The following is a 16,626-nucleotide window of genomic DNA, read 5'->3' as shown; positions in this document are numbered from 1 at the left end:
ATAGATGGTGTTGAGAATTTCTATTCTTAATCTAAAATATGGTGATGGAGGTTGGGCATGAAAAGTATTGAACTAGGTTGGACTAGGCAAAAAATCCTATTATATATTGCTGGATGTTTTATCTTTTCACTTGGTGCCAAATTTTTTATTGATTCTAAACTTGGCACGGATCCTTTAGATGTTCTGGTATTAGGAATAGTAAAACATATTGGTTTAACAATAGGTATAGTATCTGGGTTGATTGCTATTGTCTTCTTATTAATCTGGAGCATTTGGAATCGAAAACTTCCCCCTATTACTCCCTTTTTCACTATGTTTTTCGTAGGGTCTCTAATCGATATTTGGAATCTAATAAGAATGGAGAAATTCACTAATTTGTTATTTTCTCCGTATTTAGTGATGGTGATAGGGTTATTATTTGCCGCTTACGGTTCAGCACTCATTATTATGAGTGGAATTGGAATTCGTACAATGGATTTGTTAGCAATTACAATTGTTCATAAATGGAAGTGGCATTTTTTTTACGCCAAAATGCTATTTGAAGTTCTTTTTGTTTTATCAGGATGGCTCCTTGGCGGACCAGTTGGTATTGGAACACTTGCATTTGTTATTACTGTCGGACCAGGGATGATTTTATTTATATCACTTAACGAAAGATATTTAGGATGGAAGAACTTTGGACTGGTCAGAGAAGATGCAGTAGCTTAGAAATCAGAAAATTAACATTTTTATAGTAGGGATATCAAAACCATTTGTTTTCCACTCATACCATTGATTTAAAATATAAATAATTTTATTGAGAGAAAATTATTAGAAAGGAAGTAATAGGCATGGATTCTGTAAATAATGGTTCCCCAAATAGTCTACTAGAGGAAGATTTGTTCCTACTACCGACTTCTTCAGGACAGCAGCGCTTATGGTTTTTAGATCAATTCTTACCCCTAAGTGCTACCTATAACATCTCCTTTATTCTTAAGTTTCAAGGGGATTTAAACATGAATGCCTTGCAGAAAAGTTTGCTAGAAATAATTTCGAGGCATGAAATTTTGAGAACTACTTTTGTAACTTCTAAAGATAAGATTATGCAATTAATTCATCCTTCTATAGAGTTAGATTTTAATGTTACAGTAATGAAACAAGAAAACATTAGAGAAGAAGCTATGAAAATTGCAGAGAAGGAAGCAAAACGTCCATTTAACCTACAGAAGGGTCCACTTTTACGAACGCGCATACTGGAACTTGAGAAAAACGAACATTGGTTAATCTTAAATATACACCATATTGTATTCGACGGCTGGTCGACTAAAGTCTTTTTCAGGGAGTTATCAACTCTATATGAAGGGTATGTACTTAATAAACCAGTAACCCTACCCGAGTTACCAATTCAATATGCAGATTATTCTTTATGGCAACACGAATGGTTACAAAGTGATACTTTAAAGGAACAATTAGAATATTGGAATCAGCAATTAGGTGACAAAAGTTCTGTATTAGAACTTCCTACAGATTATACACGTCCTAAAAGACAAACTTATCGAGGAAATCTTTTAAAGTTCTATTTGTCAAAAGATCTGAGTGGTAAATTGCATGCCTTAAGTCACCAAGAAGATTCGACTTTATTTATGACACTTCTCGCAGCATTTAAAACTTTACTGTATCGTTATACAGGACAGGAAAATCTTTCGATTGGAACACCAATTGCTAATCGACAGCAAGAAGAAATCGAAAACTTGATAGGTTTTTTCGTCAATACTTTGATATTAAAGACAGACTTATCGAACAACCCTTCCTTTCGAGAGTTGCTCCAACGTGTGAGAGATACGACTCTCAATGCATATAGCCATCAAGATCTTCCTTTTGAGACTCTCGTAGAAAAATTGCAACCTGAACGAGATAGAAGCTATTCACCTCTATTTCAGGTTATGTTCACACAACAAAACTCTAACTTATCTGTTATTCAATTACCAGAACTGACTATGAGTGTCGAAGAAGTTTATAACGGTACTTCAAAATTTGACTTTACAATGTTTGTTTCAGATGAGAGAGACGGGATTGTAGTATCATTAGAATACAATAGTAGTTTATTTGATGAAAGTACAATACGGAGAATGGCCACTCATTACAATACTTTATTAGAAAGTATTGTAGCAAATGTAGATCAGTCAATATCAGAATTACCAATTATGAAAAAAGAAGAAATTACACAGCTGTTATCTAAAAATGATTATTCATATAATGAACCGATTACTGACACATGTATACAAACATTGTTTGAATTACAGGTTCAGAAGACACCGGATGCGATAGCTGTTATTTATGGCGATCAAAGAATCACGTATCGCGAATTAAATGAACAAGCGAATCGTCTTGGTCATTATCTTAGAAAGTCTGGTGTGAAATCAGACACTTTGGTTGGTCTCTGTGTAGAACGGTCCCTTTCAATGATAATAGGTATTCTTGGGATTTTAAAGGCAGGTGGAGCCTATGTACCACTTGACCCTACTTATCCGAAGGAACGTTTATCCTTTATGTTAAAGGATTCTCATGTAACTATATTAGTAACAGAAGAACATCTGGTTCAAGAGCTACCACCTCATCAAACAAGAATGATTTGTATTGATAAAGACTGGTGTGAAATAAAAAAAGAAAGCTCTAAAAATCCAAGCTTAAAAACTCATGGTAAGGATTTAGCTTATGTTATCTATACTTCTGGTTCAACTGGGAATCCAAAAGGTTGTTTGGTTCAGCATGATAATGTGGTTCGCCTTTTCACTTCAACAAACCATCGGTTCCATTTTAATGAGAATGATGTCTGGACACTATTTCATTCATATGCATTTGACTTTTCAGTTTGGGAAATATGGGGAGCGTTATTACACGGTGGACAATTAGTTGTGGTCCCTTCTTCAGTTGTACGCTCACCAGAAGATTTTTATAAACTTTTAATTAAAGAAAGAGTTACCGTTTTAAACCAAACTCCGTCAGCTTTTTGGCAATTAGACCAAGTGGATAAACACTCTTCTTTATCCGATAGACTAGCTTTACGGTTAATTATTTTTGGAGGAGAACGACTAGAGTTTTCACGATTACGTTCTTGGATGGAACGTCATGAGGGGGAAAAGTTAGATCTTGTTAATATGTACGGTATTACAGAAACTACAGTACATGTAACTTACCGGAAGATTACTAAGGAAGATATTAAAGGTGGAAATCGAAGTTATATAGGAAAGCCTTTATCTGATCTTGATCTATATGTCCTAGACCCATATTTACAGCCAGTTCCAGTTGGAGTAGCGGGAGAATTATATGTAGGTGGGGCTGGTGTGACCCGAGGTTATCATAATCGTCCTGATCTTGAGAGCGAACGATTCATTACGAATCCATTTTCCCCTGATACTGGTGCCCGTTTGTATCGGACAGGTGACCAAGTTCGAAGGTTGTCTAATGGAGATTATGATTATGTAGGTAGAATAGACAGTCAAGTTAAGATTCGGGGATTCCGGATTGAACTAAATGAGATTGAAGCTAATTTACGAGAGCATCCGATGATAAAAGAGTCTGTAGTGGTCCATTCTATTGAATCAAATATCTCAAGTTTAGTAGCTTACGTAGTTCCAAATGAGGGAGATGTCCCATCCTCTTCCGAATTATACAACTTCTTGAAGGGCAAGATACCTGCTTTTATGGTGCCGGCGGTCTATGAAGTTTTACCTGTCCTACCTATAACATCTAATGGGAAGGTTGACAAGAAAGCACTACCAAAACCGAATTTAAAACTTGTCCACGAGCCTATCTATACTTCACCAGAGCATCCAATAGAGGTTAAACTTTCAGAGATTTGGTCAAATGTATTAAATATAGATTCAGTCGGTATTGATCATAATTTTTTCCAAATTGGTGGGGATTCCATTCGCAGTATACAAGTAATTGCAATAGCGAGAAAATCCAATATCCATTTAACGATTGAACAAATCTTTTCATATCCGACAATTCGTGAGCTTGCTCTTGCTGTACAACTGGAGAATAAACCGATTCAGGAGGAACAGTATCAGCCATTTAACCTACTGAACAAGGACGATCAGTCTCAAATACCAGGTGGAGTAGAAGATGCCTATCCCCTAACTCATCTGCAACGGGGAATGATTTTCCATAGTGAATATAGTCAGGGAGGAAATGCTTATCACCATGTTATCTCTTTACATATCCGTGCTCCCTTTAACAAAATTGCATTAGAGAAAGCACTTGATAAATTGGTGAAAAAGCATCCGACTATTAGAACCTCTTTTGCGTTAACAGAATTTAGCGAACCAATCCAATTAGTTCAGTCATCATTAAGAATACCATTAATGGTTAAAGATATATCTCACCTCAATCAGGAGCATCAGTCTATTGAACTGGAGGATTGGTGGAATCAAGAATTAAATGTGTTAGATTGGAAAAATCCTCCCCTTCTACGATGTTCTGTGCATCGTCGTTGTGAAGAGACCTTTCAACTTACAATTTGCGACCATCATTCTATTATTGATGGTTGGAGTATAGCGATTCTGATTACCGAACTGCTGGGCATATATAATCAGCTAATGTTAGGCACTACTACAGAAGTTAAAGAATTTGAACCACTTAATTTGAATTTCGCGGAATATGTAAGGTTAGAAAAAGAGGCTGCATCCTCATTGGATTTCGAGTCTTTCTGGGAAGAGGAATTAGCAAACTGTAGTGTTACAAAGATACCACGCTGGTCTACTAAAGAAGTAGTAAATGAAAATATAAATAATAGTTTAACTATCCCAATTTCTAAAGATATTCAAGATGGATTGAAGAATTTGGCCGTAGAATCTTATTCATCTTTGCGCACTGTACTACTATCTGCACATATAAAAGTATTGAGTATGTTAAGTGGGCAATCTGATGTACTAACAGGTTTAGTTTTACATGGTCGCCCAGAAACGTCAGATAGCGATCGTCTTATAGGATTATTTTTGAATACCATACCACTTCGTATTCAGCTAGAAGGTGGTACTTGGATAGATTTAGTTCAATCGGTTAGAGATGCTGAAGGAAAGGTATTACCTTATCGTCGATATCCTTTATCAAAAATATTTCAAATAAATGGTGGAAATCAGTTATTTGAAACAATGTTCAATTATACTCACTTTCACGTCTATGACAAATTAGAACAACAAACAGATATAAAGATAATTGAAAAATGCGAACAATCTTCTCCACTGTACCCGTTTGTAGTAGATTTTACTCAAGATACAGTAGAAGACAAGCTTCAATTAGTTTTAACTTGGGATCCATCAGAGTTTGATGAACCCCAATTAGATATGATAGCAAAATACTACATCCGTACTTTAAATAATATGGCTGCAAGTTCGCATGCTCGCCATGATGAACAGTCTTTACTTTCATTTGAAGAAAAGAAGAATATATTAATAGATTGGAATGATACAAAAGATCCTTACGAACAAGATATTAAGGTACATCAATTATTTGAACATCAAGTTATGTTAACACCAGATAAGGTTGCGATAGTTGATAAAGATATACGTTTAAACTATAGGGATCTAAATATACGTGCGAACAATCTCGCCCATTATTTGCGAGGTTTAGGAGTGAAACAGAATACGTTAGTTGGATTATACCTTGATAAATCAGTAGATGCGGTTGTCTCTATCCTTGCGGTACTAAAAGCTGGAGGAGCATATATTCCACTTGATCCGGATTATCCAGAAGAAAGAATCTCACATATGTTAGCAGAAGCACGTGTGGAAATGATAGTAACTTGGGAACACCTTTCCTCCAAGTTATCTAATCAAACTGTAAATATAATTCAGTTGGATAAAGATTGTTATAAAATTCATCAAGAAAGTTGTGAAAATCCTGTTAATATTTCTTGTAATGAAGATCTTGCTTATGTGATATTTACTTCGGGTTCAACTGGAAAACCTAAAGGAGCAATGAATATACATGGTGGTTTAACTGCTGCCTACCATGCTTGGGATAAAGCTTATAACTTAAGTGAAATTTCTTGTAACCTTCAAATGACAAGTTTCGCTTTCGATGTTTTTACAGCAGATGTATTTCGGACCCTGTGTTCAGGAGGAAAATTGTTACTATGTCCAAAAGAATTGTTGCTTGACGCTCCTGAATTGTATGAACTTATTCGTCAAGAACATGTTCAGTTTGCTTTCTTCCTCCCTGCTATCATGCGGAATCTCATCAGGTATGTAGAGGAAACAAGTAAAGATTTCACTATTATAAAAGTTATGGTTGTTGGCGCAGATTATTGGTATGCAGATGAATATAACAAGCTTCAAAAAATTTGTGGTCCACAAACCCGGGTTATCAACTCATATGGAGTTGCTGAAGCTACAGTTGATAGCATTTACTTTGAGGGAAATGGAGAAGAACTACCGCTTAATAATAATATTCCAATCGGTCGTCCTTTTGCTAATATGAAAGCTTACATTCTTGGACCTGATTTACAACCGTTACCTCCTGGGGTAATAGGTGAATTATTCATTGGCGGTGCATGTGTTGGTCTAGGATATATTAATCGTCCTGAACTTACAGAAGAAAGATTTTTTGATAATCCATTTGATTTCGAGGACAATTCACGTCTTTACAAAACAGGTGATTTAGCACGTTATTTGCCAGACGGAACAATTGAATTCTTAGGACGGGCCGATCATCAATTAAAGATTAAAGGATTCCGTGTGGAACTTGGAGAAATTGAAATGGTACTTCGAGAATTACCTAGCGTAAAAGATGCAGTAGTATTAGCGCCAGAGATAGAACCTGGTATGCACCGTATAATCGCCTATGTAATGCTAACAGAACAGGACATTGTAGAGATTACTCCGTTATTACGCTCATCTTTAAGAGGAAAACTGCCGGAGTATATGATTCCTATGACTTTTGTACAAATCCAAGAGGTACCACTTACCCCTAATGGTAAGGTTGATCGTCAAGCATTAGAATCTTTGGATGCCCCATCTTCTTCTTTTGGAACTAAGTACGTACCTCCGCGTAATGATGTAGAAGATACAGTAGCTTCTATCATGGCTGAGGTAATGAAGGTGAATCAAGTGGGCATTTTTGATAACTTCTTTGATTTAGGTGGTGAATCACTAACTGCTCTTCAAGTTATCGCACGTATTCGGAAAGCGTTGCAGATAGAATTACCGCTACGTTCCCTATTTGCTTCACCTACCGTAGCAGAGCTTTCAAAGGTTATTATGAACCAATCTAAGTTTAAAGTAGATAGCCAACCTAAACGGATTGATCGAAATCAACCGTTGTTACTTTCTTATGCTCAGCAAAGACTTTGGTTTTTTGAGCAATTCCATCCTGGTACAGCAACTTATAATGTACCAGTTTGTATAAGACTCACAGGAAAATTAGATGTTATCGCCTTAGAGAAGAGCCTTAAAAAACTTGTCTCTAGACATGAAGCCCTTAGAACAACTTTTCATAAAACTTTAGATGGGCCAATTCAAGTAATTGATACAGAGCTTAAAGTTGATTTGAAATTTGTAAATCTTATCGGGCTTTCAAAAACAAGCTATAAACAGAAAACAGAAGAATTGTTAACTAAGGAAGCAAAAAAACCTTTCGAATTGGATGGAGGATCACTTTTCAGGGCTTGTTTAATACAACAGCAACCAGAAGAGTATATTTTACTCTTGACGATGCACCACATTATAACAGATGGATGGTCAGTAAAGGTTATACTTAATGACCTAGCAATTGCTTATGAAACACAAAATAAAGAACAGCAACTATCTTGGCCTGATCCGGAAATTCAATATGTAGATTATGCTGTATGGCAACGAGAGCTTTTAGAAAATCAAACAATGGATAATCATATTAAATACTGGGAAGAACGCTTAATGGATGCGCCACAGTTATTATCCCTACCAACTGACAGTACGAGACCAAAGATAAAAAATTATATGGGAAGTATCCAAAAGTATGATCTTTCGCAACAACTTCTAGAGCATCTACGTCATTTAGCACGTTCCAATGATGTGACCATGTTTATATTATTAATTGCAGCTTTTAAAATTTTACTAGCTAAGTATTCAGATCAAGATGATATTCTCATTGGTACACCCGTTACTAATCGAAGCCACTTAGAGACTGAGGATACTGTGGGATTCTTTGTTAATACAGTTATCTTGCGCTCGAAGTTATCAGAGGAATTATCATTCGAAAAATTTTTAGAACAAGTAAAATCAACTGTATTAGAAGCCCATGCCTATTCAGATTTACCATTTGAGAAACTTGTGTCTATTCTGAAGCCAGAAAGGAATTTGAGCTACAGCCCATTATTCCAAGTAATGTTTGTCATGGAGGAGAAATCAGAATTACCGAGTTTTCCAAATCTTATTATTGAACAGCTTGATCTCACTACAGATACAGCAAAATGCGACCTTACTTTAAATTTACAGGAAACTTCTGATGGACTGACGGCAACAATTATTTATGATCCGACTCTCTTCCAACATCAAACAATTATCAGAATGTTAGAAAACTATGAAGGCATTTTAGAAAGTATTATTACTTATCCGGATTTATCTATACGACAATTGGGATTAACTACAGCACATCAAAAACAGCAACTTCTTGATATTGGTTCAGGTCCAACTCTTAATAGTTTCAAAGAGATATCTCTTCTTGATATCTTTACAAGACAAGTCGCTCGTACGCCTGAAGTGATAGCGTGTGTCTTTGAGGAAGAAACTCTTACTTACCGAGAATTAGATTATCTCTCTAATAAATTAGCTAACTATCTTCTTAAGTTAGGGATTGGTCCAGAAGTAACAGTTGGTTTATACATGGAACGTTCTTTAGATACAATAATTGGTTTGTTAGGTATTTTAAAAGCGGGCGGTACTTATGTACCTCTAGATACTAATTATCCAGCTGAACGCTTAGAGTTTATGTCAAAGGATGCCCAAATTAAAGCGCTAATAACACATCATTATCTTACTGATACTTTTAATTACGATTGTTATCAAGTCAATATTGACACTGAATGGAATAGAATCGAGAAAGAAAGTGATATTGCACCAATAATAAATATTAATTCGGATTGTGCCGCGTATGTTATCTATACTACTGGATCAACGGGACGCCCTAAAGGTGTTGTTGTCGAACATAGTCAAATTGTTAACTATGCGCATGCAGTAGTAAAGGCATGTGAGCTAGAAGACTGTCAAACCTTTGCAATGGTCCAACCTTTGACAGTAGATTCGAGCCAAACTGTTCTCTTTCCATGTTTTCTCACTGGTGGAACTTTGCATATAATTACTTATGAACGAGCATTGGACGCTTTTTCTTTAGCGAATTATTTTAGAAAATACACTATTGATTGCTTAAAAATTGCGCCTTCACACTTTGCAGCACTAGAAGCGGCGTGTGGTGCTAAATCCTTTATGCCTAAGAACTGTTTAATTTTAGGAGGGGAAGCTTCTCTATCCCAATGGGTATATTCGTTACAAGAACAAGCTTCTTCTTGCAGAATCTATAATCATTATGGGCCTACTGAAACTACAGTAGGAGCTCTTGTTTATCCAGTTATACCGGGGGAAAAATTCGAAACAAATACTGTACCTATTGGCTATCCGCTATCTAATACACAGGTTTACGTCTTAGATTCAAAAATGGAGCCTGTACCTTGGGGTGTTACTGGCGAACTTTATATTAGCGGAAACTTGGTAAGTCGTGGATATTTAAATCATGAAGAGTTTACAAAAGAAAGATTTATTTTAAATCCTTTTCAATCTAATTCATCTGAAAAACTCTATCGAACTGGCGATTTAGTTCGATTCTTGTCGGATGGTACATTAGAGTTCTTAGGTCGTATAGACGATCAAATCAAAATCAATGGGTACCGCGTCGAACCAGGTGAGGTAGCAGCTACGCTGTTTAAACATCCAGAAGTTCAAGATGTAATTGTGATACCAAAACAATATGGAAATAACGAGAACCGTTTAATAGCGTATCTTGTTCCTACTAAAAAACATTTAAAACCAGAAACTGGAGAAATACGTAAGTTCTTACAAGAAAGGCTACCATCTCATCTTATCCCAGTGGCTTTTGTTTGGCTGGATATTCTCCCACGCACAGCTCATGGAAAAATAGATCGTAAAGCGTTACCTAATCCTAGCATAGAAATTGTGGAAGGTTATGTTCCGCCACGGAACTCAAGAGAAGAAATATTAGCTCAAATATGGAGCGAAGTACTGGGAAAAGAACAAGTTGGAATACATGATAATTTCTTTGATCTTGGTGGGGATTCAATTATGAGTATGCAATTAACGGCTAAAACGTACGCAGTAGGTTTACATCTTCCACCGAGTCTCTTGTTCCAATATCAAACAATATCTGAGCTTGCTAATGTGATAAATGAGGTGCCAGAAGTTAGTTCGCCTAAGACTTCATCAGTAGGAGAAGTTCCTTTTACACCAATTCAGCATTGGTTCTTTAAGCAAAATTTCTCAGTTGCTCATCATTGGAATCAATCATTATTGCTCGAGGTAAAAGAATCATTGCCACCAGAGATTTTACAAAAGGCAGTTTCTGAATTGATTTTATATCATGATACGTTACGTTTGCGCTTTAAAAATAATGAAACTGAATGGAAACAAGAAGTTGTTGAGGACGTGAGTCCTATACCATTCCAATTCGTAGACCTTTCTGGATTAGCGGAACATGAAATAGTACGAGTGTTTGAAAAGGCAAAACAAGAGGCTCAATCAACTCTAAATCTTACGAAGGGGCCTATTTTCCGAATGGTGTACTTCTGGTTTGGAAAAAACAGAACTCCACGTCTACTTATAACAATTCATCACTTGGCAGTAGATAGTGTTTCATGGAGAGTTCTGTTAGAGGATTTAAATAGTTTATGTGAACAGCTGTTGCAAGGTGAGCCTACTAGATTATCACCTCCCTTCACTTCGTTCCATGATTGGGCAAAGAGAATGAGTGAGTTTGCTTCAGATGAAAGTTTATATATCGACTTACAAGATTGGAAAAGATTGTTGGGGAATAGTGTGGCCAGTCTACCAATAGATTACAAGGATGGAAGTAATATAGAGGAATTGGTTGAAGAAGAAACAATGATTCTTGATTGTGATGAAACAAATTATATTTTACAAAAATTGCCTAACGAGTGGGGGGTACATGTAAATGCAATGTTGCTCACTGCTCTTTCTGAAACTCTAAATGGTTGGACTGGACGAAGTGGGATGTTAGTAGATGTTGAAGGACATGGTCGACAGATTGATATTCCTGACGTTGATGTTACACGTACAGTGGGGTGGTTTACTACTCATACCCCTATACGATTACAATTGGGACAGGAATGGGAAAATCAATCAATAAAAGAGCGTGTTATTCATATTCATCAACAATTAAAATCTATTCCGAAACATGGTGGATTTGGTCTAAGTATGCTTCGCTATCTTCATCCAGAAGCTGGCGTGCGTGATGAGGCTACTTCCCTGCCGAAACCACAAATCAAGTTTAACTATTTAGGATATTTTGATCGACTTGATAATAGTACAAAATATTTTACTTTAAGTAATGAATCAGCTGGACCGGATCGTGATCAGAATAATCATCGTTCTCATCTTCTAAACGTTCATGCTGTGGCAAAAGGTAACAAATTGCATATAACGTGGTCCTACAGTAAGAGCCAATATAAACGTTCTACAATTAAAATGCTTTCTGAATTGTATTTAAATGAATTAAAGAAACTTGCACGGCCTTCAAGCAAGAACCATACTGAAGTTCAGCCTACTAATGTTGATGATACACAGGAGAATCGCCTTTACGATTCAGCTCTAGTACCATTCAGGACTGGTACAGGTAAGCCTAACTTTTTCTGTGTACATCCAATTACGGGAAGTGTTTTTGATTATATAGAATTAGCACGTTGTATTAGTAAAGATCTAAATTTTTATGGTTTACAATCAGTATATTTGGAGGAGAAAGAACAATGTTTATCTTCTGTTGAAGAGATGGCCCACTTGTATATAAAAGCCATCCAAAATGTCCAACCTGAAGGTCCATACCTACTTGGTGGATGGTCAATGGGAGGAATAATTGCTTATGAGATGGCTCGTATCTTGGAAGAACGTGGGCAAGAAGTGTCTTTACTGGCTATCTTTGATAAGGGAACAAGCCATGTAAATAGTGAAATAGAAACCTTACTCGTCAACCTATTTGATGATGAATTACCAATTAATCCAAAAGAATTTGCACAGATGACACCGGTAAATCAACTAGACTTCCTTATGAACCATCCAGATATACAGAATCGATTTGGTAATATAAGCGATTCTTCTATGATTCGGAAGCGAATTTCTATTTTACAAAATAATGCAAAAGCTACGCATGAGTATGTCCCAGGACCTTACTCAGGACATATTAAACTCTTTGTGTCTTCTGATACAGCTAAACATTGGCAGGATGATATAACTTTAGGGTGGAAAAACATGGCGGGTAATAAATTAGAACATTATATTGTTCCTGGGAATCATTTTACCATGATTAAATCTCCACAGGTAAATATACTAGCTAATCAACTACTTGAATGTATTCGTAAAATAGAATAATACAAAGGAGGAGAATGAAATGCAGAAGAGTAAAGGGGAGCACTCTAGCCAAGAGCTAGAGTTGCCTTCCAAAAGAAAACATCTTTTGAATTTCCCTCGATCATATACAACATTTTTAGTGGGTTTATTAATATCTAGGTTAGGAGATTCACTTTATACATTCGCCATCCCTTGGATTGCTTATGAATTAACTAAATCTGTCGTAATCATGGGTTCAATATATGCCATTAGCGTTTTACCAATAGTTTTATTTGGCCCTGTTGTCGGAGTAGTGGTAGATCGTTGGGATCGACGTCGTATAATGATAATTACTGATGTAGTTCGTGCATTATTAGTTGCCCTAATACCAGGGTTACATCTACTTGGGATTTTAGAAATTTGGCATTTATATGTCATTTCTTTTATCCTTACGGTGTTTTCATTAATGTTTGATGTGGCTACTGTTGCTGCTATCCCTAATATCGCTGGTAAGGATTTAACAAAAGCTAACGCTTCATATCAAGCAATCAATCAAATTGCAGATATGATAGGTCCTATAATCGCAGGGGTAATAATAGCTGCAATTGGTGGGTTTAATACCGTATGGTTAAATGCAATTTCCTTCGTAGCGACTCTCTTGGCTGTGATGTGGTTACCGTCGTTAAAACACTCGGCTTCCCCAAAAGATAACAAAATAAGTAGTATATTCCGAGAAATGGGGGAAGGTTTTCGCTGGCTAATTCATAATCGTTTAAATCTCACTTTATCTTTGCAAGCAATGGTCGGAAATTTTGGTTATACTGCTGCATTTGGGGTTTTAATGTATTACCTAATTTCAGTACTTGGATTAAGTGCTGAGGAAAGTAGCTTTAACTATGCACTCCTCGGAGTTGGTGGTTTATTGGGAAGTTTAATGGTTGTACCGTTAGAGAGGCGGTTTCGTCGTCGCGTTCTAATTCCATCTTTGCTAACAGTTGGTGTAGCTGGTTTTAGTTTTGCTGCTGTGAGTGATTTCTGGTTAGCACCTGGGATTGCTTTTGCTGCTGTAGCAGCTTGTAATGTAGCTTGGAGTACTATCGCTACCTCTGTTAGACAGGAAACTGTACCATCGGAAATGATGGGTAGAGTATTAGGATTCTCAAGGGTTTTAACGCGCCTTGCTATGCCTTTAGGTGCAATGGCAGGTGCATTCATTTCAGATGTTTATCATCCTGCAGCTGTTTTCATTGTTGCAGCATCAGCTAAAGCGTTAGAGGTAATTATAGCGCTTACCTCTCCTATGCGTAAGATGTAATTTGATTATGAAATATTATTAAAAACTTAGGAAAATATTATAAGGGGGAAAATAAGATGAACTTAGGTCTTAAAGAAAAAGTAGTATTAGTTACTGCGTCAAGTCGCGGTTTGGGGAAAGCAATAGCAACTGAATATGCACGAGAAGGTGCTCGGGTAATGATTGCCGCACGTAATGAAGATGAATTAAAGAAGACCGCTGATGAGATTTTTTCATTAACAGGAAGTGAAGTAGATTATTGTGTTACAGATGTATCTAATCGTTTAGATATCGACAATTTATTTGAAAGAACGATTAATCGTTTTGGAAAATTGGATGTTTTGATAACTAGTGCAGGGGGGCCTCCAGGAGGAACATTTAATGATTTTGAAGATGAAGTGTGGGAGCAAGTTTTTCAAACGAATCTGTTAAGTGTAGTCCGCTTAATAAGAGGGGCAATACCTCATCTGCGTGCTTCAGGCGGTGGTCGTATCATTAATATTGCCTCAACTTCGGTAAAGCAACCAATTGAGGGCCTTCTACTTTCCAACACATTCCGAGCTGGAATTCTAGGGCTCTCTAAATCAATATCAATCGAATTTGCTCCAGAGAATATTTTAATTAATACTGTAGCACCAGGGAGAATTGATACTGACCGTACGCGTCATCTTGATCAATTAAAAGCAGAATTAACCGAAAAAACAGTAGATGAGATACAGACTCAGTCAAAGAAAAATATACCTCTCGGTCGTTATGGTACTCCTCAGGAATTTGCGAAGATGGTTGTTTTCCTTGGATCTGAAGCTAATTCTTATGTAACAGGCCAAGCCTTACTTATTGATGGGGGCATGGTACGAGCCCTTTAAATAAATATGATAAATAAATCTAATAGATTTTCCTTATCGCATTTATACTGATACTTGGGTCCGTTTTTTTGTTTTACACATACCAACAATAATAAATAATAATATTTAAAGGCCCTAATACTCTATTAAATCGAGTGTTAGGGCCTTTTATTGTTTAATATGCACTTTTGATTTGGGGGATAGTCTGAATATTGAATTTGACGGTTGTGAGCGCTCACTATCAAAACGCGAAATTCGTATACTAAGAATTTGATTTTTTAGGTGGGCTTGTTTTACTAGAGCTTCCCTTTAGTAAAACAAGTTTAGCTTGATATTTCTATTTGAATCCAATAATTCACTGTCTTTAATGCAGTAGTTATTATCTTTAACATTGTTTCCTCGCAATACTCAAACGATATATTTTTATTATTAAGGAAAATTCCACTTGATTCTTTGTTAAATAAATATTAAAATGAGTGAAACTTAATAAAGAAAGGCTGATTAACTTGGATTCTTATGATTATAAAATAATACAATCAATAATGAATAATGGTAGGATCACTTGGGCTGAATTGGCATCTCACATTGGATTATCTTCCCCAGCAGTCGCCGATCGCGTTAATCGTTTGATTAGTAATGGAGTAATTAAAGAGATTGGCGCTAAGATAGATGGAGAAAATGTAGGTACAGGATGTGCAGCTTTTGTAACAGTCTCATTAGAAAAGCCAAAATATAGAGAAGAATTCTTACGCCTTATTACTAATTTAGAGGAAGTACAAGAATGCCATCATATTGCGGGGGATGATGACTACTTATTGAAAATTCGTTGTCGTAATACCAAGGATTTAGACAGAGTGATTAGTTATGAGATTAAAAGTCTGGAGGGAGTACTTCGAACAAAAACAACAATAGTGATGGATACAATGAAAGAAACGTTTAAAATTCCTTTGCAAAAAGATAAGTTTTTTATTGATGAGGTAGGAAAAAATGGCAAGTGAATTCCTAATCAAGGGTCTTATCATTGGTTTTAGCATTGCAGCTCCTGTAGGACCTATCGGAATTTTATGTATTCGTAGAACGCTTGAAAATGGAAGATTAGTTGGATTTATGTCAGGTTTAGGTGCAGCAACAGCAGATGGTGTATATGGTTTAATTGCAGGTTTAAGCTTAACAGTAATTACTAACTACTTGATTAATCAACAATTGTGGTTTCAACTAATTGGCGGAGTTTTTTTAGGTTATTTCGGTGTTAAAACTTATAAATCAAAACCTTCAAATACACTTACTAAAAGTAAAAATCAACAAAATTTTAAGGCATATGCATCTACTTTCTTTTTAACAATAACTAACCCCATAACGATTTTGTCCTTTATTGCTATCTTTTCAGGACTCGGAATAGCCAATTTAGATATTGACTTAATGGTGAAATTAATATTAGTATTAGGAGTTTTTTTAGGTTCAATACTATGGTGGTTATTTCTTAGTATTGTTGTTAGCTTATTAAAGACCCGAATAAATGCATATTCTTTAATAATTATAAATAAAGTATCTGGCCTAATTTTACTGTTATTTAGCTTACGATCTTTTTATGAAGTTCTAGTGCAAATACTTCAAGATAATTACAAATAATCTCGAAATCTTGGATATTCCTTATAGAATCAAGATTTATTACATTTATTAAATCTACACAAATTTTTTAAAACTCTTTAGCGTACAATTTTCTCGAAATGATATGGTAACCCCATGCCCATCAAGTTAACGATAGAGAAATGGGGTTCTGTTGCGAAGTTTGAAAAAAGCATAAACAGGTTGGTAAATGAGGAACAATGTTTAGGAAGTAGCTAGTAATTGTTGAAGTTCATTGTACGTTGAAAAGGCGGAGTCTCTTTGAAGACTTCGC

The 16,626-nt window shown here is 36.0% G+C and carries 6 protein-coding genes; all 6 read left to right on the top strand.

Translation table 11 applies throughout. The features are described from left to right. Positions 1–57: 57 nt before the first annotated feature. The 6 genes from ORL93_RS25605 to ORL93_RS25580 all read left to right on the top strand — a co-directional run bounded on the left by ORL93_RS25605 (position 58) and on the right by ORL93_RS25580 (position 16,355). On the top strand, positions 58–708 hold the full coding sequence (locus ORL93_RS25605; protein ID WP_265959739.1) for a YczE/YyaS/YitT family protein: 651 nt from the start codon (positions 58–60) through the stop codon (positions 706–708). Positions 709–830: 122 nt separating this feature from the next. Further along, positions 831–12,629, top strand: coding sequence for a non-ribosomal peptide synthetase (locus ORL93_RS25600; RefSeq protein ID WP_265959738.1), 11,799 nt, complete (start codon positions 831–833; stop codon positions 12,627–12,629). Positions 12,630–12,648: 19 nt separating this feature from the next. Next, positions 12,649–13,902 carry an MFS transporter gene (locus ORL93_RS25595; protein ID WP_265959737.1) on the top strand — a complete coding sequence of 418 codons (1,254 nt, stop codon included), beginning with the start codon at positions 12,649–12,651 and terminating at the stop codon, positions 13,900–13,902. A gap of 56 nt (positions 13,903–13,958) precedes the next feature. Beyond that, the gene (locus ORL93_RS25590; RefSeq protein WP_098610512.1) at positions 13,959–14,747 is read left to right on the top strand and encodes an SDR family oxidoreductase; all 789 of its coding nucleotides are present in this window, start codon (positions 13,959–13,961) and stop codon (positions 14,745–14,747) included. 455 nt (positions 14,748–15,202) lie between these two features. Continuing rightward, positions 15,203–15,724, top strand: a complete 522-nt coding sequence (locus ORL93_RS25585; protein WP_265959736.1) for an Lrp/AsnC family transcriptional regulator — start codon at positions 15,203–15,205, stop codon at positions 15,722–15,724. Further along, positions 15,714–16,355, top strand: coding sequence for a LysE family translocator (locus tag ORL93_RS25580; RefSeq protein WP_265959735.1), 642 nt, complete (start codon positions 15,714–15,716; stop codon positions 16,353–16,355). The genes ORL93_RS25585 and ORL93_RS25580 overlap by 11 nt, the downstream gene beginning before the upstream one ends. Positions 16,356–16,626 lie beyond the last annotated feature (271 nt).

Source organism: Bacillus sp. DHT2 (assembly GCF_026241455.1).
In the GTDB taxonomy this organism is placed as follows: domain Bacteria; phylum Bacillota; class Bacilli; order Bacillales; family Bacillaceae_G; genus Bacillus_A; species Bacillus_A pseudomycoides.
Note: the sequence above shows the minus strand (reverse complement) of the source record. Positions and strands in the feature narration are given on the sequence as shown.